Origin of the sequence: Levilactobacillus mulengensis (genome assembly GCF_003946045.1) — a bacterium.
Lineage (GTDB): Bacteria > Bacillota > Bacilli > Lactobacillales > Lactobacillaceae > Levilactobacillus > Levilactobacillus mulengensis.
In genome coordinates this window covers 312668-336596 of sequence record NZ_RHNW01000001.1, presented here as the reverse complement: position 1 = coordinate 336596, position 23929 = coordinate 312668, and the positions used below count along the sequence as shown (strand labels likewise).

Below are 23929 nucleotides of genomic sequence, written 5' to 3'. Positions count from 1 at the left end.
TGACCACAGAAGTGGTCAATCGCCTGATTGCATCATCTAATCGTTTTGATTAATTGATTACTTAGCTAAACGTGCAGCCATCCGTGACTTGTCACGGGCAGCCTTGTTACGCTTGATCAAGCCCTTTGAAGCGGCCTTGTCAACTGCAGCACTAGCTTGACGGAATAAGTCTTCCGCGTTGTCGGCACCGGCGGTCTTAGCTTGTTCAAAACGCTTAACGGCAGTCCGCATAGTGCTCAATTGAGCAGAGTTACGTTCGTTAGCCTTAACGTTGGTCTTGGCACGTTCGATTGCTGATTTGATAATTGGCATGAAAATTTCACCTCCGAATGAGAAATCCTTTGTACCGGAAATCTTAATTTCAACGTATGTAATTATACAGAAGGCCGGGGCCGAATGCAAGACCCTGTTGCGATAAATGTAAAGTAATTTTACTTGATAGGCAATCGGGGAAAAAACTTGCACTTTATCGGCAAGTCCCGTATAGTAGATAACTGTGCTTAAGCACAAACCTCTAACTTAGTTCGCCAGGCGGCCACCGCCGACTTACTCAGTTTGGGGCAATTATTTGAAGGGTGGTATATTTACCATGGCTATTAGTCAAGCAAAGAAAAACGAAATCATCAAGCAATACGCTCGTCACGAAGGTGACACGGGTTCTACCGAAGTCCAAGTCGCTGTTTTGACCGCTGATATCAACGAAATCAACGTTCATATGCAACAACACCGGAAAGACTTCCACTCACAACGTGGTTTGATGAAGAAGATTGGTCACCGTCGTAACCTTTTGGCTTACTTACGGAAGACTGATTCTCAACGTTACCGTGAATTAATCAAGAGCTTAGGCCTGCGTCGTTAATTCGTCGCACCGGAGTCCCTTGCCAGAAATGGCGAGGGGCTTTTTCTTTTGCCTCAACTATCATCTTAGTACTGCAAACGGTTAAAGTGTGGTAAACTGAAGAAAGTTTAATCATGGACGAATCTGGGTTATTCTACCCAGCATAAAGTACTGGTGATCAATACCAGGATTGAATTAAAAACTATTGAAGATATCTTGAGGTGAACTTATGAGTGCGAAGATTAAGATTATCCCGTTTGGCGGTGTCCGCGAAAACGGGAAGAACATGTACGCCGTCGATGTTAACGGCGGAATTTACATTTTAGATTGTGGTTTAAAATACCCGGAAAATGAATTGTTGGGGATTGACGTGGTCATTCCTGACTGGGCTTACTTACGTGAAAATAAGGATCGGATCGTGGCGGTCTTTTTGACCCACGGCCATGCCGATGCGATTGGGGCGTTACCTTACTTCTTAAGCGAATTTAACGTACCCGTCTTTGGGTCCGAAATGACGATTGCCTTAGCTAAAATTGGCGTCGAAGCTGAACCCAAGATCAAAGATTACGATGACTTTCACATTATTGATGAAAAAACGGAAATCGACTTCGGTGACGTGGTGGTTTCCTTCTTCTCAACGACCCATTCCATTCCAGAATCATTGGGAATTGATTTGAAGACTGACGAAGGCCAAATCATCTACACTGGTGACTTTAAATTTGACCAAACCGCTAAGCCGGGCTACCAAACCGACTACGCGCGGTTAGGGAGCATTGGTCAGGCCGGGGTGCTCGCAGTCTTGAGCGACTCCGCCAACGCCGAAAATCCAGCGATGAATGCCTCGGAGCAAACGATTGCGGAAGACATTGAAGAAACTTTCCACTACAGAGATGGCCGCGTGGTCGTTGCTTGTGTGGCTTCGAACATTCTGCGGATTCAACAGGTCTTTGATGCGGCTGCTAAAACCGGACGGAAGGTCTGCCTGACCGGACAAGACCTTGAAAAAATCGTGAACACGGCGATGAAGCTGGGCAAATTGGTCTTTGACGATGATTTATTAGTCACGACCGCCCAACTGGACAGTCTGTCGCCAGCCGAAACAGTTATCCTGCAAACTGGTAAGATGGGTGAACCCATCAAGGCGATTCAACGGATGGCCAACAAACAAGAAAAAGACTTAAATATCCTGGAGGGTGACTTGGTCTACATCACGACCACGCCATCCCATGCCATGGATACGACGGTTGCGCAGACCCGTGACATGATTTACCGGGCCGGTGGCGAAGTCAAGGCTATTTCAGATGACCTGAATTCATCAGGCCACGCTTACAAACGCGACCTGCAATTAATGCTGAACCTGTTAAAGCCACAGTACCTGGTCCCAATTCAAGGGGAATACCGGTTACTGAATGCTCACGCTGAAGCGGCCCAGGAGTTGGGCATGCCCGCTGACCATATCTTTATTCTGGCCAAGGGTGACGTGTTGACCTATGATAAGGGCAACATGGGCTTAGGCGAAGGCATCGACGTCAGCGATACCATGATTGATGGTATCGGTGTTGGTGACATCGGGAACATTGTTTTACGTGACCGGAAAGTCTTGGCCGACGACGGGATCTTTATCGCCGTGGTTACCATTGACCGCAAGAAGAAGCAAATCGTGGCGGATCCTAAGATTACCTCACGTGGCTTTGTTTACGTGAAGGCTAATAAGGACCTGATGCAAGAGAGTGGTCAAATCATCCGGAAGGCTGTTCAAAATAATTTGGACAACAAAGAGTTTGATTGGGGTCACCTCAAGCAGGATGTGCGGGAACATTTGAGTCATTACCTCTTTGAACAAACGCACCGGCGTCCTGTGATTCTGCCCGTGATCATGGAAGTTAACCAACATCACCGGCGGAGTACCAGCAAGGCAAAGGATGGCGGTAAGGAAGAAACGCCTGCTACCCAACCCAAGCCTAAGGCTAAAAAGAAGCCAGCCAAGGCCAAAGAGACCAAACAACCAGCCAAGGCAGAAAAGACTGCGAATAAGCCACACCGCAATCGGAAACGGCATCACAGCAACAAACCGGCCGCAACGACCGACCAACAAGCTTAACTAATGAGCGGGCCTCCTACCGATTTGGCAGGGGTCCGTTTTGAGTTGTCAACACGATACCCTAAAGGAGGAAGACCCATGTCAAATTTTCCTAGTCCAGCGGCTCGTGATGAGGCCTATCAGAAGGCCGTAGCGGCGTTTGAAAGTCGTCAATGGTCAACGGCAAGTGACCTCTTTGAAACGCTCTATCAGGACCAGCAAACGGCCGAATTGAACCGCTATGTGGTCGCAAGTCTTTACCACGACCAGAAATATCTAATGGCCGAACAATATGCGGCCGAGCAGAACAGCGTTTATTTGACGACGGCCAAGGATTTTCAGCTCCGGCTGGACGTGGCCTTGAAGAATCAACAATTTATATTTGCCCGTGAGTTCTGCGCCCTAGCTGCAGCCGAAACTTGGCGAGCAGGGGGGCTGGCTCAGATTGAGGCGGCCGAGGCGGCTTCGACTGAGTCCCTCGCGGCAACGCAACGGGTGATTGCCAAGCAATTCTATCACCTGGGGGACGTTCCCTTTAACGAGCAGCGAGAGCGCTTGGAGCATGCTCGTCAGCTGCCGCTAGCCATGTACTTGCAGGGCGTGCAGTATCTGTTGGTCGATCCCTTTTTGCACCCCTTACTGCGGGCAGACCTGCTGGAGGGCCTCATGCGGCTACACGTCGATCAGACGGTCAAACTACACTGGTTGGATGATCGAATCTACACTGTGGCCGTGAAGGAACTCCAGCCAGTGGGGACGAGCAAGGCCGCTGTGGCGTTTCAGAAATACTTGCAGGAAGATTTAGGCCAGCAAGATCCGATGCTGGCAGCGAACTTACAGCAAACGATTACGTTACAGCTGATGATGCTGTACCCGTTCATCGATCGCACCATCACGGATCCGGTCAGTTGGGTGCAAACCATTGCAGGATTACCCCTGACGGCCACCGTTTCTGAAGAAATGATTAAGGAAATGCAAGACTGGCAAACCACGCTAAACCGCTTCATGGCGGAACTCTTCGATGTAATCGGGGGACAAAATCCCGAAAATCCCGAAAATGAGTGAAATTTTAGTTTACAAATAATTCTTCAGCATATATACTGGTCAAGGATTCTTTTTTGGGAGGGTTCCAGCTTTCCCTTTCTGAAAAGAAGTAGTATAATTTTACGCAAAGGGTAGTTTGTTTTCTTCGGAAGATAAATTGCGCTTGCGATAAAATACAGGAGGGTTTCATTAATGGCTGAAAAAGAACATTATGAAAGAACTAAACCCCATGTAAATATTGGTACTATTGGCCATATTGACCATGGGAAAACGACGTTAACTGCTGCAATCACTAAGGTACTTGCTAGCAAAGGTTTAGCAAAGGCCGAAGATTACGCTGATATCGATGCTGCTCCAGAAGAACGTGAACGTGGTATCACGATCAACACTGCTCACGTTGAATACGAAACGGAAAAGCGTCACTATGCGCATATCGATGCCCCAGGACATGCTGACTACATCAAGAACATGATCACTGGTGCTGCCCAAATGGACGGTGCTATCTTGGTTGTTGCCGCTACTGATGGCCCTATGCCACAAACCCGTGAACACATTTTGCTTGCTCGCCAAGTGGGTGTTGAATACATCATCGTCTTCTTAAACAAGACTGATCTTGTTGACGACGACGAACTTGTCGACTTAGTTGAAATGGAAGTTCGTGAGTTGCTTTCAGAATACGATTACCCTGGTGATGACATTCCTGTTATCCGCGGTTCTGCTTTGAAGGCTCTCGAAGGCGACGAAGAACAAGAAAAGGTTATCCTTCACTTGATGGATGTTGTTGATGATTACATCCCAACTCCAGAACGTGAAAACGACAAGCCATTCTTGATGCCAGTTGAAGACGTCTTCACGATCACTGGTCGTGGGACTGTTGCTTCTGGTCGTATCGACCGTGGGATGGTTAAGGTTGGTGACGAAGTCGAAATCGTTGGTTTACATGACGACGTATTGAAGACGACTGTTACTGGTCTTGAAATGTTCCGTAAGACGTTGGACCTTGGTGAAGCCGGGGATAACGTTGGTGCATTGCTCCGTGGGATTAACCGTGAACAAGTTGTTCGTGGACAAGTTTTGGCTAAGCCAGGCTCGATCCAAACGCACAAGGAGTTCAAGGGTGAAGTCTACATCTTGAGCAAAGAAGAAGGTGGCCGTCATACGCCATTCTTCTCCAACTACCGTCCACAATTCTACTTCCACACCACTGATATCACTGGTGTTATCGAATTGCCTGATGGCGTTGAAATGGTTATGCCTGGTGACAACGTGACGTTCACTGTTGAACTGATCCAACCAGCTGCCATTGAAAAGGGTACGAAGTTCACTGTTCGTGAAGGTGGCCACACCGTTGGTGCCGGTACCGTTACGGAAATTGACGACTAATTTTAATTAATTAGCGTATCTGCAAGAGGGGTCGAAAAGTTTATCTTTTCGGTCCCTTTTGTTTTGACCAGAAATCCAAACCCATGTTCAGTGGTCAACGGGTTCGATTTGTGAATTTTCTGCGAAAATAGGCAAAGAATCCGCGCCATTCACGGTGTTTCGGCAAAAATCATTTTACAATTTGGGCGCCATAAGGTACACTAATACAGTATGCAATTGCTAGAATTGTAAATAGTAATATCTTTCATTTCGGAGGGAAAATAATGGCTGCAAAGTGGGAAAAAAAGGAAGCTACTAAAGGCGAACTGACCTTTGAAATTGCTCCTGATAAGATTAAGGAAGGCTTGGACAAAGCATTCCAACAAACTAAGAAGAATTTAGCGGTTCCAGGTTTCCGTAAGGGCCGGGTTCCACGTCAAATCTTCAACCAAATGTACGGTGAAGAAGCACTCTACCAAGACGCTTTAAACATTGTCTTGCCAGAAGCTTATGAAGCTGCTATCAAAGAAGCTGGCATCGAACCAGTCGACCAACCCCAAGTGGATGTTGAATCCATGGACAAGGGTAAGGCTTGGGTCTTAAAGGCTGACGTTACGGTTAAGCCTGACGTTAAGCTTGGTGACTACAAGGGCCTTAGCGTAACTAAGCAAAACACCCGTGTTTACCAAAAGGACATTGACGCTGAATTAGAAAAGCAACGTCAACAACAAGCTGAATTAGTCTTGAAAGAAGACGAAGCCGCTGCTAAGGGCGATACGGTTGTTATCGACTTTGACGGTTACGTTGACGGCAAGCAATTCGACGGTGGCAAGGCTGACAACTACTCCCTGGAATTGGGCTCTAACTCCTTCATTCCTGGCTTCGAAGACCAATTAGTTGGTCACAAGGCTGGCGAAAACGTGGACGTTAAGGTTACTTTCCCTAAGGACTACCAAGCCGAAGACTTACGTGACAAGGAAGCCACTTTCAAGGTTACCATCCACGAAGTTAAGGAAAAGCAATTGCCTGACTTAGACGATGAATTCGCTAAGGATGTTGACGAAGACGTTGACAGCTTAGAAGAATTAAAGGCTAAGACTAAAGACAACTTAAAGGAACAAAAGACGACTGCTGCTCACGAAGCCATCGAAGACGAAGCCATCAGTGAAGCTGTTGACAACGCCGAAATCGCTGAAATCCCAGCAGCTATGCTGAAGGATGACATCGACCGTCAAATGGATCAATACCTGGCTAACATGCAACAACAAGGTATCGAACCTAAGATGTACTTCCAATTGACTGGTACGACCGAAGACGACTTGCGTAAGCAATTCACTGACGGTGCTGACAAGCGGGTTAAGACCAACTTGGTTCTGGAAGCCGTTGTTGAAGCCGAAAAGATCGAACCTTCCGAAGACGAAGTTGCTGCTGAAGTTAAGGACTTAGCTGCCCAATACGGTATGGAAGAAAGTGCTGTTCGCAGTGCCCTTTCAGATGACATGTTGAAGCATGATATCGCCATCAAGAGTGCCGTTGACTTAATTGCCGACTCCGCTAAGCAAGACAAGAAGAAGGATGCCGAAGACGACGAATAATCGTTGCCGCTAGACATGACCGGGACGACAGGCGCTGTTGTTCCGGTTTTTTTATATCGCAAACTTGTTGTGCGAGGCAAAATAATTTTCAGGGGTCGTCAACTGTGGTATAGTACACGATTGATGGGAAACCTGGATAGTTCGACAGGTTTACTGACCAAAAACGAATCATTTAGTTAAGGCTTAAGCCTGGAGAGAAAGGGTGAGTTTATTTGTTTGAAAACACCGACGAAACGAATGGCCCAGTAACGTGCTCATTCTGTGGTAAATCACAAGACCAAGTGCAGAAGATTGTTGCTGGCCCAGGTGTTTACATCTGTAACGAATGCATCGACCTTTGTAAGGAAATCATCGATGAAGAGTTCAGCCAAGACGCCGCACAAGAAACCTTAGAAGTACCAACGCCGGCAGATATCGTCAAGACACTTGACGACTATGTCATTGGCCAAAGCGAAGCTAAGCGGACGCTTTCAGTGGCCGTTTACAACCACTACAAGCGGGTCAACGAAATGGCTCAGGCCGACAATGACGGCCCTGAATTGCAGAAGAGTAACATCGCTGTGATCGGACCTACTGGTTCCGGGAAGACTTACCTGGCACAAAGCCTGGCTAAGATTTTGAACGTGCCATTTGCCATTGCCGATGCCACGACCCTGACCGAAGCCGGTTATGTGGGTGAAGATGTTGAAAACATCCTGTTGAAGCTCTTGCAAAGCGCCGATTACGACGTTGAACGGGCTGAAAAGGGCATCATTTACATCGATGAAATTGATAAGATCGCCAAGAAGGCCGAAAACGTGTCGATTACGCGGGACGTTTCTGGTGAAGGGGTCCAACAGGCCCTGTTGAAGATCTTGGAAGGGACGATTGCCAACGTGCCGCCTCAGGGTGGTCGGAAACATCCCCAACAAGAATTCATTCAAATTGACACGACCAACATCTTATTCATCGTTGGTGGGGCCTTTGATGGGATTGACGGTATCGTTAAGCGGCGTTTGGGTGACCAGACGATTGGTTTCGGTGCCGACACCAAGGAACAAAACGTGTTGGCCTCAGGCGATAGCTTAATGCAACACGTCATTCCAGAAGACCTCTTACAATTTGGGCTGATTCCTGAATTTATTGGTCGGTTACCAATTTTAACGGCTCTGGAAAAACTGGACGAGAACGACTTGGTCCGGATCTTGACGGAACCTAAGAACGCGCTGGTCAAGCAATACGAGAAGTTATTGTCATTAGATAACGTTGAGCTCGAGTTCCAACCAGCCGCCTTACGTGAAATGGCCAAGTTAGCCATCGCACGGAACACGGGTGCCCGGGGCTTGCGGTCCATCATTGAAGATGTGATGCGCGATATTATGTTTGACCTCCCAAGTCGTAACGACGTGGCTAAGGTCATCATTACGGCCGACACGGTTACCAACCATGCCGAACCGGAACTGGTCTTAAAGGATCAAAAGGCGTCATAATTTTTGTGTCACTGGGAGTCGGGGCTACGGCCTTGGCTCCTTTTTTCGTGGCCCGAGTTTTTAATTTAAAAAAAGTTTCATTGCCCGTCGTGGCTGGCTTCCACCGCGTCGCTTTAGAAAATTTGCCATGTGGCCAGTCTTTCTGTGTTAAAATGGTGAAAGATATTTTGGAGAGGATGGACTAACTAATGGAAGTCAATCATGTCGAATTAGTCATGAGCGCGGTAGACCCCGTGCAGTACCCAACGACGGGGTACCCAGAGATTGCGCTGGTCGGTCGTTCTAACGTGGGTAAATCCTCACTAACGAACGTCCTGATCAACCGGAACTCTTATGCCCGGACATCGAGTCAACCAGGGAAGACACAAACCCTGAACTTTTATAACGTGGAGGACCAACTCTACTTCGTTGACGTCCCCGGTTATGGCTATGCCAAGGTTTCAAAGTCAGAACGGGAAAAGTGGGGGAACATGATCGAAACCTACCTGACCCAACGTGACCAGTTAAAAGGGGTCGTTTCCCTCGTGGATGCCCGTCACGCGCCAACTGAGGACGATGTGACGATGTATCAGTGGCTGGCTTACTATGGTTTACCAACGCTGATTGTTGCCACCAAGAGTGACAAGATTGCGCGTGGTAAGTGGAACCAAGCGGTTAGCCTGATCAAGAAGACGATGGACCTGCCTAGCGATGCGGACAACATCATCATGTTCTCGGCACCCAAGAAGATTGGGAAGGATGCCGTCTGGAACTGGATCGAGCAACAAGCCTTTGGGGAGGAATAAATTTGGAATTTAACGAATATCAAAAAGCTGCGAACCGGACGCTGTACGGCAACGAACAGGTCCTGACGAATTGTGCGCTGGGCCTAGCCGGCGAAACGGGCCAGGTCGTTGATTTGGTTAAAAATTACACCTTCCACGGTAAGGACTTGGATCACGACGCCATCGTCAAAGAAATGGGCGATGTGCTGTGGTACCTGAGCCAGATTTCCCAGTGGGCCGACATCGACTTCGATGAGGTCGCTCAGGATAACATCAAGCGGCTTAATGCGCGTTATCCCCATGGATATCAGCCAAACCATTAAATTAGCGTCAACAAAAAGGTCCCACGGAAAATTTTCCGTGAGACCTTTTTTGGTACAACGACCTAGTCGTGTTCGTGCTTCTTTTCATGTTTGATCTGATCGTCCTTGATCAGGCCCTTACCCTTTTTGTCATTCTTGTGTTCGTCGTTGCGCTTCAGAAACTTATCACGCTTGACGTCGGTCGGGTCCATTTGGGCAAACTTACCGAACATGGAATCCAGGTCGTCTTGACGCTTGACTTTCAATGCCAAATCGAACCACCTCCTTGCTTTTTCAGTAATCATAGCAGAATTCCGCGGATTTGTCATTTTTTCGGCCGCAGTGGTGGCACGGGGGCTTTCACTTGCACCAAACAAACATTCGTTTTATAATTTAAAAGCTAATCTATACGATAAAAAAACGGGAGGGATTTTCCTTGGCGTCGGAATATTTAGAACACAAGCTAGCCTTACTGCCGGGCCTTCCCGGCTGCTACTTGATGAAGAACATCAACAGTCAGATCATCTACGTGGGGAAGGCGAAGAACCTGAAGAACCGGGTGCGCTCGTATTTCAAGAGTAGCCATACCGGGAAGACGGCCCAACTGGTCAGTGAAATCGTGGACTTTGAAACGATCATCACCTCGACCGACAAGGAAGCCTTCCTGTTGGAAATTACCCTGATTCAAAAGCACCAACCCTACTTCAACATTAAATTAAAGCGGGGGACCGGTTACCCCTACATTAAAATTACCAATGAACGGGACCCGCAACTCCTACTGGTCAGTGACATTCGCAAGGACGGGGCCTACTACTTTGGACCGTACCCCAACGTGTACGCCGCGGAGGAGACCATGCACTTCCTGCAGAAGGTCTACCCGTTACGCCGGTGCACCGGGTTTCAAGGCCGGCCCTGCCTGTACTATCACATGGGTCAATGCCTGGGCGCCTGCTTCCAAGAGGTACCGGAAGAGGCCTATGCCAAGCAGATTCGCAAGATCAAGTCCTTTTTAAACGGGAACGTGGCTCACGCCAAGAAGGAACTGGCGACGCGGATGGACAAGGCGGCTAGCGAGATGGAATACGAACGGGCCGCTGATTTACGCGACCAAATTCGTTACATTGAAGCCACGGTCGAAAAGCAAAAGATCATTTCTAACGACAACACGCCCCGGGATATCTTCAACTTCTACCTGGATAAGGGCTGGCTGTCGATTCAGGTCTTCTTCATTCGGCAGGCTCGCTTGATGAAGCGAGAGAAGCGCCTCTTTCCCGTCGTGAACTCCGCTGAAGAAGAATTGGCGAGTTTCATTGTGCAGTTCTATCAACGGAAAAATACGGTGCTCCCACGCGAAATCCTGGTGCCGGCCAGCATTGACCACGACGTCATCGAGGAGCTGCTCAAGGTGCCCGTCAGAACGCCGCAGCGGGGCACCAAACGAGATTTGCTGGAGATGGCCGGGAAGAACGCCAAACTGGTCTTAGACGAGAAGTTTCGGCTGTTGGAGCTGGATGAAAGTAAGACCACGGGTGCCATGAAGGAAATCACCGATGCCTTGGGCATTGCCCCGGGGCACAAGATTGAGGCCTTTGACCACTCACATATTCAGGGGGCCGATTTGGTCTCCGCAATGGTCGTGTTCGTTGATGGTCAACCCAACAAAAAGTTATATCGGAAATATAAATTGCGGACGGTCGATCACGCGGATGAAACCGCCAGTACCCTGGAAGTCATTCGCCGACGGTATGGCCGGCTCTTAAAGGAGCATGGCGCCATGCCGGACCTGATTTTGATGGATGGGGGCGACATTCAAATGAATGCCGTCAAGGAGGTCTTAGCCGACGAATTTGACCTCCACATTCCGGTCGCCGGGATGGTCAAGAACGACCACCATAAGACGGCCGACCTGTTGTTCGGTCCCAACGATGAACACATTCATTTGGATCCCAAGAGTCAGGGCTTCTACCTGGTCCAGCGGATTCAAGATGAGGTTCACCGGTTTGCAATCACCTTCCACCGGCAGGTTCACACCAAGCACTCCCTGAGTTCTCGGTTGGACCGCATCCCTGGCGTGGGGCCGAAGACGCGAAATAAACTGTTGCGGAAATTTGGCTCGACCAAGAAAATCGGTGAGGCTTCCGTGGATGACCTGCGGGGCCTGGGAATCAGTGAACCCGTGGCCCAAACGATTCACATCACGCTGGCAACCGAAACAGCCGAAATAAAAAGTCCGCGGACGCCAACGAAACTTTGACGTGGCGACCGTTTGCCGGTATACTGGCTAGCAGGAGTCTTAGAGAGAAAGCAGCACGCGCTGGTTTAGAAAACGAGGAATAAAAATTATGTTTGTAGATCAAGTTAAAATTAACGTGAAGGCCGGCAACGGTGGGAATGGTATGGTGGCCTTCCGGCGCGAAAAATTTGTGCCAAACGGTGGTCCAGCCGGTGGTGACGGTGGTCGTGGTGGTAACATCATCTTCCAAGTCGACGAAGGCTTACGGACGCTGATGGACTTCCGGTACTCCCGTAAATTCAAAGCGAAAAACGGGGGTAACGGGGCCATCAAATCCATGACGGGCCGCGGTGCCGATGATACCATCATCAAGGTCCCTCAGGGCACGACGGTCATCAATTTGGAAACGGGCGCCGTTATGGCCGACCTGGTGGCCAGTGATGACGAAGCCGTGATCGCCAAGGGTGGCCGTGGTGGTCGGGGCAACATTCATTTTGCCTCACCCAAGAACCCAGCACCAGAAATCGCCGAAAATGGTGAACCTGGTCAAGAATTTGAAGTGCAACTCGAATTGAAGGTCTTGGCCGATGTTGGGCTAGTTGGGTTCCCATCCGTTGGGAAGTCCACGTTACTGTCCACGGTGACGAGTGCCAAGCCAAAGATTGCGGAATACCACTTTACCACGCTGGTCCCTAACCTGGGGATGGTGCGCTTGCCCGATGGTCGTGACTTTGTGATGGCCGATTTACCCGGCTTGATTGAAGGCGCCGCAACCGGGGTTGGACTCGGGTTCCAATTCTTACGGCACGTTGAACGGACGCGGGTCATCCTCCACTTGATCGATATGAGTGGGCTGGAAGGCCGCGACCCCTACGATGACTTTGAAAAGATCAACGAAGAGTTGAAGACGTACGATCCAGACATCTTGAAGCGGCCACAAATCGTGGTTGCGAACAAGATGGATATGCCGGATTCAGCGGACAACCTGGCCAAGTTCAAGGAAGACTTGAAGCAGGACACGTTGTTAGCGAAGACACCAGAAATCTTTGCGGTCTCCGCCTTGACGCACGATGGCTTGACCCCTCTGTTGGGTCGTACGGCGGATATGTTGGCCGAAACGCCACAATTCCCAGTTAAGCAGCCAGAAGTGGCCACCTCTGCGGAATACACGTTCAAGCCAGAAGCTGAATTTACGCTGACGCAGGATGAAGACGGGACTTGGATATTAGGCGGCGACAAGCTTGAGAAGCTGTTCCAAATGACCGATATCAATCATGAAGAAAGTCTCTTACGCTTTGCTCGGCAAATGCGGGGGATGGGGGTTGACGATAGCCTGCGGAGCCACGGTGCCCAAAACGGGGACTCGGTTAAGATTGGCGACTTCACCTTCGAATACATGGCTTAACTGGTTTAAATGGCTGTCGGGACGGCATAAACCCGTTCACCTGCGGCTTCCAGAGACTCCGCCTGCTGTGGGGCCCGGTTCCAGCCAAAGAGCTGGCTTCCACCTCGCTTTGAAGCCGTGAAAATCACACGTCTCCAAAGTCGGCCCATGCTGTAGGCTGGGAAAGAACCCCAGCCAACACCATCGACACAGCTGACTCCGTCTCTGGCTTCCTCCGGTGAAGACAGCTTTTTACCAAAGACAGCAGTTAAAACCAAAAGCTATAAAGTTTTTATTGTCTTTCAATCGTCGCCATTACCTGAAAAATTAGGTGGTGGCGATTTTTTTGTGTTTTAAAGTTGTGTGTGAGCATCAAAAAAGGACGGCCAGTTGCGGCACGTCCTCATAGTTTAGGTTGCTTGAATTTTCTACAGCGTTAATTTCAACCAGCCAGTTGGGTCGGCGACTTGCTTGTGATCCGCGTAGGCGCCGGCGAAGGAAATCTTGACCGATTTGAAAGTGGGTTTGGTCTTTTCGCTGGCGAGTCCGGTGGCGAAGGTGTCGAGCTTGTCGTGAGCGGCAATCGTCTTGCCGGCACTGGCGTCGCTCAGTTGGTTGGCGGCATTCAGCTCTAGGCCCTTTTTCAACCGAATTGCTTGAATACCATCGGTGGTGACGTCGTGGTCGCCGCTGTTGGTGATGGCGAACTTCACCTGAATCGTGTAGTAGGGGCTCTTCAGGGTGGTCAGGTTCAATGCCTGAGCGGCCATGCGTTTGGCGGCCGCCGTCTTGGCGGTATTCTTGATCAACCGCACCGTCGTGACTTTATAGGTCAGGTCACCACTCTTGATGGTGGTTTGGGGATGCTTGACCTTCGCCAACTGGAGCTTGGTGCCGACCTTGTCGTAGGTGTATTGGCCGGACGACTTGAGGTTGCCCGACTTCACATAGCGCGCACTCTTGGTTTGAGCAGCCTTCGGTTCGTAAGTCTGGGCTTCTTTCTTAGGGGATGATGATTGGGTTACGGCCGCGTCCGGGTTGGCGGCGTGATAGCTGCTGGACTGACTGCTACTATTTTTAAAACTAGCGGTACTCTTTGACGCGTTGTCTTGACAACCGGCCAGGCCAACGACGGCGAGCAGACTGGCTAGGATGGCAACTTTTGATAAACGCATGGTAAAACTCCTTTCAACCGAGCAAAATTTGGTGAGGCACAAGACGGTAACCGTACAGCCGAATGGGGGGCTCCGCCGCGATAAAGAGACTCGCGTGGGGGTCGATCTGCTGACACCGGGCGCGAAATTGGTCCAGTGTCAGGGGATGTCCCGGTCCGCTGACCAACAAAAGTCGCTGGCCGCCCGGCTGGAGGTCGGTGATGGGCTGTAGCTGATGGTCGCGTTCCCAGTAGAGCCGCAACGCGGGATGTAAATCAATTGTGGACCGGTTAAAATCAATGAGACGCAAGGCACTCCCTCCCCAGTTCGTGTCGCCGTCGCCTAGAAAAATTGGCAACGACTTCGATTACCTTCAGTATACCGAATTTTTTCAGGGAACCCCAGACTTCGCAGAAAATTTAACGGAAATTTGCCAGTTGGGGACGAAAACGAGTGGCTACGGGATTCGTGGCCCTTGTGGGAATAACCGGGGGATGAGGGGGGCAACGCCTCGACCCGGTACAACCACGTTAGACAAGTTGCGAGTGACTCCGGACAATTGGAAAAGTGGGGTGGAAAAGTTGCGGTTTGCCCGAAAATCCCCTAAAATGGTGTTCGGACTTCTAAATAGGATAGGAACGAAAAAATTATGGAAATTGAATTCTTAGGGACCGGCGCTGGTTCGCCAGGAAAGTTCCGCAACGTAACGAGTACGGCCTTGCGTCTGCTAGACGAACGCAACTCCGTTTGGCTGTTTGACGTCGGCGAAGCGACACAGCACCAAATTTTACGAACGACCTTAAAGCCACGTAAAATTGATAAAATTTTTATTACCCACCTGCACGGAGACCATATCTTTGGGCTGCCGGGCTTGTTGAGTAGTCGCTCCTTTCAGGGGGGCAATGAACCACTGACGATTTATGGACCTAAAGGGATTCGGAGCTTTGTAGAAATCAGTCTACGGGTGTCCGAGACCAAGCTATCCTATAAGATTCATTATCAAGAATTGGCCAGCGATGGGTTAGTCTTTGAGGACAGTAAGTTCCGTGTTTACGCCCAGCACCTGGATCACCGCATCGAGTGTTTCGGCTACCGGGTAGAGGAAAAGGATCATCCGGGTGAGCTTCAAGTGGATAAGCTGCGGGAGGCCCAGATTCCATCGGGCCCCGTTTACGGCAAGCTCAAGGCCGGCGAAACGGTTACCTTACCCGATGGACGGACCCTCAACGGCCAGGATTTCTTAGGCCCCGCCCAGCCGGGACGTATCGTCGCTATTTTAGGCGATACCCGGCAGACACCTGGTGAGGAACGATTGGCGCGCAATGCGGACGTCTTGGTGCACGAGAGTACGTTTGCCAAGGGCGAAAGCAAGTTAGCTCGCTCATACTACCATTCCACCAACATTCAGGCGGCGGAACTGGCTAAGCGGATGCACGTGAAGATGTTATTATTGAACCATATTTCCGCCCGGTACACCGGTAAGATGGCGTTAGACCTGCAACAACAGGCCCGCGACGTCTTCAAGAATACCAAGGTGGTCAAGGACTTTGATGAAGTAGATGTGCCGTTTCAAAAAATAATTAAAGCTGGTGCGAAGTGATGAAGAATCAATGGCGAATCGTTGTAACTATTTTATTGGTAATCGTTGTCGCGGTTTTTGCAATTCTAAACGTGGAGAGTGTGCCCGTTTCGTTTGGCTTTACCACGGTTCATTGGCCGTTGATTCTGATTCTGTTGGTCTCCATCTTAATTGGGGCCATCCTGATGATTCTTTTCTCAACCATCAATAGTTTCCAACATAATCGCGCTTACAAGGATCTGGAGAAGACCAGCAACGACCGGATCACGGCGTTAAAGGCCGATAATGACCGGTTGAACAAGCGTCTGCAAAACTCCAACAGCAAGCAGGCAGCCGGATTACAGGAGAAGCAAATCAAGACCCTGAAGGCGCAGGTGGCTGATTTACAGGCACAGTTGGATAAGCAATAGACTAACTGAATGACGCGTACGATAGCTGTCATTGTAGTTAATCAATCAATGAGACTATCGTTTGTCTAACCAATCAGTTGGTAAGATGAACTTAATAACGGTAGATCTGATTAGAACGATAAACGGGTACTGGGTTAACGCTGTGTTAGCCGCAGGGATGGTGAAAATAGGCTCAGCCGTGGGAGTTGTCTTAGCGGTTTACCGCTTAGACAACTGCTATCTTTGAGACTCGGTCTATGAGGCTCAAAGTAAGTCTGGAGACCGTTCCTTGGCTCCAGACGCGCGCCCACAGCGTCCCGGCCTATTTTCACCATCCCGGAGGCGCAAACGAAGCGCAACCAAGTACCCAGGAAAATAGTAGAAGGCCAACGTTCTCAATCGATGGGCGTTGCAGGGATTAGCGCTGAACGCAACACTAATTTCTGTGGCGTCCGTTTCTATTTGAACGTTGGTCACACAGATTTAGTTTGGAAAGGATGGTTTGCTGGTGATTGCCGCACAGTACCAATGGAATATTAAACATGTTGATCAGCCGTCAGCCGAGGCCCAGGCCTTAGCACAGGCGGAAAGTATTTCGCCAATCGTCGCCCAGATTCTGTGGAACCGGGGGTATCAGACGGCGGAAACGGTCCACACCTTTTTGAATCCGGGACCCGAACAACTCCATGACCCGAACCTGTTACACGATATGGCTAAGGGGGTCGCGCGAATCGAAGACGCGATTGGCGCCGACCAACAGATCACCATTTATGGGGATTATGACGCTGACGGGGTCACGAGCACGTCCATTCTATATGAAACGTTGAACGAAATGGGAGCCAAGGTGAACTACTATATCCCGAATCGGTTCACTGACGGCTATGGTCCCAACGTTGCGGCTTTTAAAAAGCTGATTGCGGCAGGGACCCAACTCTTCGTGACGGTGGACAACGGGGTGGCCGGGAACGAGGCCATTGCCGCGGCCAACGAAGCCGGGGTCGACGTGGTGGTGACCGATCACCACGAACTGCCCCAAGAATTGCCGGCGGCCTATGCGATTATTCATCCCCGCTACCCGGGCGCGGAATACCCATTTGGGGGCCTGTCTGGGGCCGGGGTGGCCTTCAAGGTCGCGCAGGCCTTACGCGAAGAGATTCCGCAAGACCTGTTGGACCTGGCGGCCATTGGGACCGTGGCCGATTTGGTCCCCCTGGTCGATGAAAACCGGGTACTGGTCTACTACGGCCTCCAGCTGTTAAAGCAGGACGAACGGCCGGGCTTACAGGCGCTGATGAGTGGGGCCGGGTTGAAGCCCGCCGAATTGGACGAGCAATCGATCGGTTTCGGCATTGCCCCGCGATTGAATGCGTTAGGCCGCTTGGACGACGCCAGTCCCGCCGTTGAGTTACTGACCACGTTGGACGACGAACGGGCCAAGTCGTTGGCCAAGGACACGGAACAAAAGAACCGGCACCGCCAAGACCTGGTCAAACAGATCAGTGCGGCGGCGTTGGCGGAAGCGGCCGATGCGGATCACCGTGACCGGCCGACCCTGATCATTAGCGGACATGACTGGCACGAAGGGGTGCTGGGAATTGTGGCCAGCAAGGTCGTGGAAACCACGGGTAAGCCGACCCTGGTCGTCAACATTCAGGATGGCCGCGCCAAGGGGTCTGGTCGAAGTGTCGAGGCCTTTAACTTATTTACGGCCTTAGACGGTCACAGAGACCTGATGACGGCTTTTGGGGGTCATCACATGGCTGTGGGACTAACCTTCCCTGAGGACCAATTAGGGGTCTTAGCGGACGCCTTGGATGCCGAAGCGGGGACGCAGAAATTGACCGAGAGCGGTCCTAGCGAATTGGCGGTTGCCGCGTCGTTAAAGGTCGCCGACGTCACGATGCCGCTTTACCAGGAACTGGCCAAGATGGCGCCGTTTGGGACGGACAACCTGCAACCGTTGTTTGCCTTTGAGTCGGCGACCTTGACGCAGATCAAGGCCATTGGGCAGGACCATTCCCATTTGAAATTCCAATTACAAGAAGGCCAGCACCAACTCAATGCGATTCAGTTCGGCGCCGGCAAGAATGTGCCTGCCCTGACGGCTGCACCGAGCGATGCCGCCGTGCTGGGTGCCATCGAAGATAATGTGTGGCAGGGACGGCATTCCCTACAGGTGATGGTCAAGGATTTGAAATTAACGACTACCGTAACGGCCGAATCCACCGTGGCTGAGTCGCAGCCGACCGCACCACAGGCTGCAACCAGTGCCCCAGCGACTGACCGGGTCGTGGATGCCCGGACGACCCGTCTTAATCAGGCGATGTTTGCCGCGTTTGGCGTCTACGTCTTCTTCCATCGCAACGTGTATCAACAACTGGCGCGGCAATTGCCGACCGGGGCCACGGCGCTCTTAGTCGATGGCTCGGTTCAGCAGCCATTGCCAGCCGACACGCCGGCATTTATCGTTGACTGTCCGGATGATACGAGTGATTTGACCCGCGTTTTGGCCGAGCTAAAACCGCAACAGGTCACGGCTTATCTCTATAAGAAAGAAAGTCTTTCGCAATTAGGGATGCCAACTCGCGCGCAATATGCTAAACTGTTTAAGTTCGTTGCAACACATCAACAAGTCGATGTGGGGCACCAACTGGACCAGTTAGCCACATTTTTGCGGTTACCACGGACCCAGTTAGTCTTCATGATTCAAGTCTTCTTCGAGTGTGGGTTCATCACAATCGATCACGGTATCATGAATGGTGTGGCGCACCCGGAGCACAAGGATTTGACTACGGCCCCGAGTTACCAACTCAGACAACAGCAGGTGCAGACGGAAGACGCGCTTTTAAGCTGTCCGACCGCGGCACTCGTGCAACGTCTCCAGGCCTCATTGACCTAATATAAAGGAGCTACTTAATCTTATGGCAACTGATTTTACGAAATATATTGCAAGCGTTCCGGACTACCCCGAAAAGGGCATCATGTTCCGGGACATCTCCCCGTTAATGGCGGACGGCAAGGCCTTCCACGCGGCAACTGATGAAATCGTCGATTACGCGAAGGGCAAGGGCGTTGAAATGGTCGTGGGTCCAGAAGCCCGGGGCTTTATCGTCGGCTGTCCGGTGGCTTACGAAATGGGCATTGGGTTTGCCCCTGCCCGTAAAGAGGGTAAGTTGCCCCGCAAGACGGTCAAGGCCAGCTACGATTTAGAGTACGGCCAATCCGCCTTGTACATGCACGAAGACGCCATCAAGCCAGGTCAAAAGGTCTTAGTGACTGATGACTTACTGGCGACTGGTGGGACTATCGAGGCCACGATTCAATTGGTCGAAGACTTGGGCGGCATCGTTGTCGGCACGGCCTTCTTGATCGAGTTGAAGGACCTGCATGGTCGCGACAAGCTTAAGGGCTACGATATCTTTAGCTTGATGGAATACTAAGCGTTAAAATAGGTTAACTTAAAAGGCTGGCATCAACGACCCCCGCGGAGGGACGTTGGTGCCAGCCTTTTGTTTGAAGTTATCGGGAAATGGTTAATCCGTAATGGAGCCGTGGCGTTGGACGACGATGCCCGTGAGTGTCAGGGCCAGGGCGAATACCACCAAAAGCCCAATGACCGGGGTCCAGGAGTGGGTCGTTTCCTTTAAGAAACCGAAGAGAATTGGTCCGACCGCGGCTAGCAGGTAGCCCGCCGATTGCGCCATGCCGGAGATGGCCGCCGTTTGATACGGATTGGTGGTCTTCTCGGTGAAGAACATGATCGACAGGTTGAAGGCGACACCGGAACCGAGGCCGCTAATCAGGGCCATGGTGGTGAGAAAGCCCAGTGATTGGGTGGGCACCAAGAAGGTCAGGGGCGCCACCACGTAACCCAGCGTCATGATGGCCAGCAACGTGGCCAGACCATGGCGGCGATTGTAGAGGTAGGGCACCAGGAAGGCCAAGGGCAGCCCGCTCAGTTGAAAGAGCGTCAGCAAGTTACTGGCCACGATGGTCGAGACACCATGTGCGGTGAGGATGCTAGGCAGCCAGGTCAACAGGACGTAGTAAACCAGCGATTGTAGGCCGAAAAACAGGGTGATCAACCAGCCGGACCGTTGCTGCCAGACGCTCCGGTAGTGGGGCTTGGCCGCGCGTTGTTCAGCGTTCAAGGTCGTTGGGCGGTGACCGCGTAAATTTGGTAACCAGGCCAGGGCAGCCACGATGCTGAGCAGTCCTAATAGGCCTTGGGTCAGACCAAAACTGACGTGTGAAATTAAGTAACCGGCCGCAGCGGTGCCCAATGCACCGACCAGTAGCATCGAGAGCGTGTACAGGCTGGTTCCTAGCCGAATGTGGTCGGGAACGTGGGCCTTGATCAACGCGGGAATCAGGACGTTGCCACTGTCGGCGCCGATGCCGACCAGAAAGGTGCCTAGGAAGAGTGCCGCAATCGTGGGGATGATCCGCAGATAGCTGCCGGCAATCAACAGCAGAAACAGGGTGAAGACGGTCCGCTCGTTGCCCCAGCGGTGGGCTAACTTTACGATAATCGGTGAAAAAATGGCAAAGGTGACCAGCGGAATCGACGTTAACAGGCCGGCCAGCGAACTGGGTAGGTGCAACGTCTTTTCCAGGCTAGGCAGTAGTGGCGGCATCAGGGTAATAGGTAGCCGCAAGTTGGCGGCAATCAGCATCATGCTGAATAGAAACCAGGAACGTTTGGGTTGAGACACGGGGGTTCCTCCTTAGGAAAGTTTGGGATGAGTTGCTTAGGTAAAACAGAATGACACTGCAAACTTAACCCGTTACCAATCAGTATAGACCTGAAAACGCCACCTAAAAAAGGCCGAATAAAAAAGTCAGGGCCGTGGGAGGCGACCCTGACTAACGAAGAAAACAGCCCGTTGAGGAGGACTATTGGGGGTGAATCAAGATTCGTGCGGAATCCGTGGGCGGTGCAAAAGGGGAGAAAATGTGTTTATCAACTAATCTATTTGATTAGCTTGTAGTTATATTATCGGCCAATTGGTTGCGACTTGCAATGAATATGCTCAGTGAAAATTGGGGGTCGAAAAAAGGCGCTTGAGTAGGTCTCAAACGCCTTAGGTAACGTGGGTTTAGTGTTTGCGCGACAAGAAGTAGCTGTAGAGCGCAATGCCCAGGCCAATCACAATGAGGACCAGGACACTAATTTTAACAGTGGGTGACACGGCAACCCCTTCTTTCTCCCAAGACTTCACCTTAAGTATAGCAAGTTAACCGGTTTCGCGGCAAGCGCGTTAGGCCTGGTCGTGGTAGTGTTTCCCCGTCTTCAGGTTGATGTATTCTAGGCTGTAAGCGTTGCCGCCGTCGAGTTGATCGGTCATAAACATGGCATAACGGCCCTTGTGGGTGACGGCCCCGTGCGCATGAGATTCCGCAGCGGAACCGGTATGAACGTTAGCGCCCTTGGAAATGCCCGTGAATAGGTTGTGGACCCAGGTGACGTGAGCGATATCTTTAGTTTTGTAATATTTCAAATGGAACTTCCGCCGCATCTGTTTGACGGTGTATTTAGACCGGTATTCCTTGCCATGCCACTTGATGACGTGATGGGTCGCGGCCTCGGCCGGAACGATGGGTGCGGCTGCGATGGTGCCACCACCAATGGTTAATAGCGCAACGATGAGTAAGAGTGACTTCTTGAACATGTAAAATTCCTCCCAGAATAACAACGATTGGGGCTTAACCCCTCGCTCTCAGTGTACCCTTCCAGTGACGGACAAGCTAGCGGCGAATTGGAAAAGTGTCGGCATCCGGGTAAAATAGGGAGTGAGAAGGTGATCGGATGGATTTCGTTGACTTAACCCCAATTCAATTGCGGTATACGCCCCTGGGAAGCCGCCAGCAGGCCCCTAAGCTACATGACTGGCAACTAGACTGGCAGAAGTTAGCCGCGCTGATACGGGACAATGGGGATGTTATGGCGGTCGTCCAGGCAGGACTGGCCGAGGATTGGTTGAACACGCAGGGCACCATTTGGGATGAACAGTGGGGCTACTACCGGTACCCTAATGACAATCGCGAACCCGACGATACGGTCTTTTGGGCGGCCTCAACCTGGGCCACACCAGCCATTTTGGTGACGTTTCACAATGAATTGACCAAGGCGTTTGCCTGCTATACCGAGGGGCGGGATCCGGATTTTCATTATTTGGGACGTTAAGCTAATGACTCAATTATTTATGTGGGAAATAAAATTAGAATCGAGATATAGCTTTTATAAGAAAAACATCATTCTGTAATCGTTTTGACTTTTAAGCCGGTTATACTTAAGCCAAGTTAATTGGAAAGGGAGTTTGACTTATGAGTGACCTGTTTATTAGTTACCAGTCCGCTGATCCGTTGGCCCATTCATTTCAACTTCAACTCCAGAAGTGGGCGGACCAGGACTGGGAGTTCCCAAGTTTCAGCTTTCACGAGCAAGAACCGCCCATCAAGTTTCAAACGCGGGCGGCCGGTGCAGTGCGGCGTCAACTCCGTAAGGAAATCAAGCAGGCCCACCAACTCCTGGTGATCGTTAGCCGGCAGACGTGGCAATCCGAGTGGACGGACTGGGAAATTGCGACGGCCTACGAGGCGGATAAACAAGTGTTGGCCGCCAAGGTTGATTCGACCAATATCTCGCCGTTGGGCCTGTTGACGGCCAAGCCGGTGTGGATCGATCCGTTTGATCCTATTGCGCTGATTCAACGAAAATTTTAAACAAGGCTTGCATTTATAGTCATTATTGGTAAAATATATTAAGTAGTGACTTGGAGAGTTGGCAGAGTGGTAATGCAACGGACTCGAAATCCGTCGAACCGGCTAATACCGGCGCGCAGGTTCAATTCCTGTACTCTCCTTAAATTGAATTGAACGTTTGAGCTGTGTGATCACTTGCCTGTTAGGGGTAAATGACCACACAGCTTTTTTGTTTCAACTAAAAAATCCCACCAAACTAAATTAGTGGGATGATGCAAATGATTGATTTTCAATTAGTCTTGAATATCGTGGTCTAAACGGACTGCGAACCAATCCCTAATCCGCCAACCGCGCAATAACCTCATCCAACCCAGGATATTCCCGCAACAGGTCCGCCTTAGCCGGCATCGTAAAGTCCCGGAAATCAAATCCCGGGGCGACGACGCAACTCACCAGGCAAAAGGCATTGGGCGTCGTGACTTCAGCCGCAAAGAGGGTGCCACGGGGAACGGTAAATTGGAGCCGCTCGTCGTTCAGCACATCTGGCCCTACCGTCACGTGGTAGTAATTGCCATCCGGTGCGATGCAGTGAATCGTGATGGCCGCACCGTCGTGGAAAAACCACAGTTCATCGTGATTGAGCTGGTGGAAGTGAGAGGGGTTGGCGCTGTCGAGCAAAAAGTAGATCGACGTGTAGTGATACCGCGCGTCTTGACTGGTGTTGTCAAAGAACTGCTCGTCGCTATGAGCCGTTTGACGGTACCAGCCGCCCTCAGGATGTGGCTTGAGCGCCAGTGCGTCAATGTAGGTTAATTTACCGGTCATCAAAGTTGCCTCCTTAAAAGCTGTGCTTACTGGTCTTCCCCCCAGGGTGTCTGGGTCGATTTGGAAATTCCCTTGGCCTGCTTGATGGCCTCGTTCAAGGCATTGGTAACTTCCTTGGGCGTCCGCTTCGTCAGGTCTTGCTGCTTGAGCCATTCGTAGGCGGCAGCTTCAAAAATATCTTCGGGAAATGTCATGTCTGTTCACCA

24 protein-coding genes and 1 tRNA gene are annotated in these 23929 nt (G+C 50.9%); 17 read left to right on the top strand and 8 right to left on the bottom strand.

The window, feature by feature from the left end:
* Positions 1–57 precede the first annotated feature (57 nt).
* On the bottom strand, positions 58–312 hold the full coding sequence (gene rpsT, locus EKM84_RS01580; protein ID WP_125762965.1) for a 30S ribosomal protein S20: 255 nt from the start codon (positions 310–312) through the stop codon (positions 58–60).
* A gap of 277 nt (positions 313–589) precedes the next feature.
* Here rpsT and rpsO point away from each other — a divergent pair, with 277 nt between their 5' ends.
* The 8 genes from rpsO to EKM84_RS01540 all read left to right on the top strand — a co-directional run bounded on the left by rpsO (position 590) and on the right by EKM84_RS01540 (position 9475).
* Entirely contained in the window at positions 590–859 is a 270-nt protein-coding gene (rpsO, locus tag EKM84_RS01575) for a 30S ribosomal protein S15 (RefSeq protein WP_125762964.1), read from the top strand.
* Between the two features lie 208 nt (positions 860–1067).
* A complete protein-coding gene (locus tag EKM84_RS01570; RefSeq protein ID WP_125762962.1) occupies positions 1068–2939 on the top strand; it encodes a ribonuclease J in 1872 nt (623 codons plus the stop codon).
* Positions 2940–3017: 78 nt separating this feature from the next.
* Positions 3018–3983, top strand: a complete 966-nt coding sequence (locus EKM84_RS01565; RefSeq protein ID WP_125762960.1) for a hypothetical protein — start codon at positions 3018–3020, stop codon at positions 3981–3983.
* Positions 3984–4154: 171 nt separating this feature from the next.
* A complete protein-coding gene (gene tuf, locus EKM84_RS01560; protein WP_125762958.1) occupies positions 4155–5345 on the top strand; it encodes an elongation factor Tu in 1191 nt (396 codons plus the stop codon).
* Between the two features lie 263 nt (positions 5346–5608).
* Positions 5609–6919: a trigger factor gene (gene tig / locus EKM84_RS01555; RefSeq protein ID WP_125762956.1), complete on the top strand. Its 1311-nt coding sequence runs from the start codon at positions 5609–5611 to the stop codon at positions 6917–6919.
* Positions 6920–7131: 212 nt separating this feature from the next.
* Entirely contained in the window at positions 7132–8388 is a 1257-nt protein-coding gene (gene clpX, locus EKM84_RS01550) for an ATP-dependent Clp protease ATP-binding subunit ClpX (RefSeq protein ID WP_125762954.1), read from the top strand.
* A gap of 188 nt (positions 8389–8576) precedes the next feature.
* Positions 8577–9173, top strand: coding sequence for a ribosome biogenesis GTP-binding protein YihA/YsxC (gene yihA / locus EKM84_RS01545; RefSeq protein ID WP_125762952.1), 597 nt, complete (start codon positions 8577–8579; stop codon positions 9171–9173).
* A 2-nt stretch (positions 9174–9175) separates the two neighbouring features.
* Positions 9176–9475 (top strand): nucleoside triphosphate pyrophosphohydrolase family protein, encoded by a 300-nt coding sequence (locus EKM84_RS01540; protein ID WP_125762951.1) that lies wholly within the window; start codon positions 9176–9178, stop codon positions 9473–9475.
* Between the two features lie 62 nt (positions 9476–9537).
* Here the strand turns inward: EKM84_RS01540 and EKM84_RS01535 are convergent, their stop codons facing one another.
* A complete protein-coding gene (locus EKM84_RS01535; protein WP_125762950.1) occupies positions 9538–9726 on the bottom strand; it encodes an SPJ_0845 family protein in 189 nt (62 codons plus the stop codon).
* A gap of 164 nt (positions 9727–9890) precedes the next feature.
* Here EKM84_RS01535 and uvrC point away from each other — a divergent pair, with 164 nt between their 5' ends.
* Positions 9891–11708: an excinuclease ABC subunit UvrC gene (gene uvrC, locus EKM84_RS01530; RefSeq protein ID WP_125762949.1), complete on the top strand. Its 1818-nt coding sequence runs from the start codon at positions 9891–9893 to the stop codon at positions 11706–11708.
* Positions 11709–11796: 88 nt separating this feature from the next.
* A complete protein-coding gene (gene obgE, locus EKM84_RS01525) occupies positions 11797–13092 on the top strand; it encodes a GTPase ObgE (RefSeq protein WP_125762948.1) in 1296 nt (431 codons plus the stop codon).
* A gap of 407 nt (positions 13093–13499) precedes the next feature.
* On the opposite strand, the gene EKM84_RS01520 is transcribed toward obgE, so the two are convergent.
* Both EKM84_RS01520 and EKM84_RS01515 read right to left on the bottom strand, forming a co-directional pair.
* Positions 13500–14246, bottom strand: coding sequence for a hypothetical protein (locus tag EKM84_RS01520; RefSeq protein WP_125762947.1), 747 nt, complete (start codon positions 14244–14246; stop codon positions 13500–13502).
* A 13-nt stretch (positions 14247–14259) separates the two neighbouring features.
* Positions 14260–14535, bottom strand: a complete 276-nt coding sequence (locus EKM84_RS01515) for a hypothetical protein (protein WP_125762945.1) — start codon at positions 14533–14535, stop codon at positions 14260–14262.
* Between the two features lie 339 nt (positions 14536–14874).
* Between EKM84_RS01515 and rnz the strand changes: the two genes are divergently transcribed.
* From rnz to EKM84_RS01495, 4 genes are all read left to right on the top strand, one after another.
* On the top strand, positions 14875–15825 hold the full coding sequence (gene rnz / locus EKM84_RS01510) for a ribonuclease Z (protein ID WP_125762943.1): 951 nt from the start codon (positions 14875–14877) through the stop codon (positions 15823–15825).
* Positions 15825–16214 (top strand): lipopolysaccharide assembly protein LapA domain-containing protein, encoded by a 390-nt coding sequence (locus EKM84_RS01505; RefSeq protein ID WP_125762941.1) that lies wholly within the window; start codon positions 15825–15827, stop codon positions 16212–16214. Before rnz ends, EKM84_RS01505 begins: the two co-directional genes overlap by 1 nt.
* Positions 16215–16701: 487 nt before the next feature.
* On the top strand, positions 16702–19092 hold the full coding sequence (gene recJ, locus EKM84_RS01500; protein WP_125762939.1) for a single-stranded-DNA-specific exonuclease RecJ: 2391 nt from the start codon (positions 16702–16704) through the stop codon (positions 19090–19092).
* A 22-nt stretch (positions 19093–19114) separates the two neighbouring features.
* Positions 19115–19633, top strand: coding sequence for an adenine phosphoribosyltransferase (locus EKM84_RS01495; protein ID WP_125762937.1), 519 nt, complete (start codon positions 19115–19117; stop codon positions 19631–19633).
* Positions 19634–19726: 93 nt separating this feature from the next.
* Here the strand turns inward: EKM84_RS01495 and EKM84_RS01490 are convergent, their stop codons facing one another.
* Positions 19727–20872 (bottom strand): CynX/NimT family MFS transporter, encoded by a 1146-nt coding sequence (locus EKM84_RS01490; protein ID WP_125763260.1) that lies wholly within the window; start codon positions 20870–20872, stop codon positions 19727–19729.
* 582 nt (positions 20873–21454) lie between these two features.
* Positions 21455–21865: a hypothetical protein gene (locus EKM84_RS01485; protein ID WP_125762935.1), complete on the bottom strand. Its 411-nt coding sequence runs from the start codon at positions 21863–21865 to the stop codon at positions 21455–21457.
* Positions 21866–22002: 137 nt separating this feature from the next.
* Between EKM84_RS01485 and EKM84_RS01480 the strand changes: the two genes are divergently transcribed.
* The 3 genes from EKM84_RS01480 to EKM84_RS01470 all read left to right on the top strand — a co-directional run bounded on the left by EKM84_RS01480 (position 22003) and on the right by EKM84_RS01470 (position 23059).
* Positions 22003–22380, top strand: coding sequence for a hypothetical protein (locus tag EKM84_RS01480; RefSeq protein WP_125762933.1), 378 nt, complete (start codon positions 22003–22005; stop codon positions 22378–22380).
* Between the two features lie 140 nt (positions 22381–22520).
* Complete coding sequence (locus EKM84_RS01475) at positions 22521–22919, top strand: TIR domain-containing protein (RefSeq protein ID WP_125762931.1); 399 nt, start codon at positions 22521–22523, stop codon at positions 22917–22919.
* Between the two features lie 52 nt (positions 22920–22971).
* Positions 22972–23059 (top strand) — tRNA-Ser (locus EKM84_RS01470).
* Between the two features lie 175 nt (positions 23060–23234).
* On the opposite strand, the gene EKM84_RS01465 is transcribed toward EKM84_RS01470, so the two are convergent.
* Together EKM84_RS01465 and EKM84_RS14105 are read right to left on the bottom strand one after the other, a co-directional pair.
* Positions 23235–23723, bottom strand: coding sequence for a cupin domain-containing protein (locus EKM84_RS01465; protein ID WP_125762929.1), 489 nt, complete (start codon positions 23721–23723; stop codon positions 23235–23237).
* 26 nt (positions 23724–23749) lie between these two features.
* A complete protein-coding gene (locus EKM84_RS14105; protein WP_164511268.1) occupies positions 23750–23917 on the bottom strand; it encodes a hypothetical protein in 168 nt (55 codons plus the stop codon).
* Positions 23918–23929: the final 12 nt, after the last annotated feature.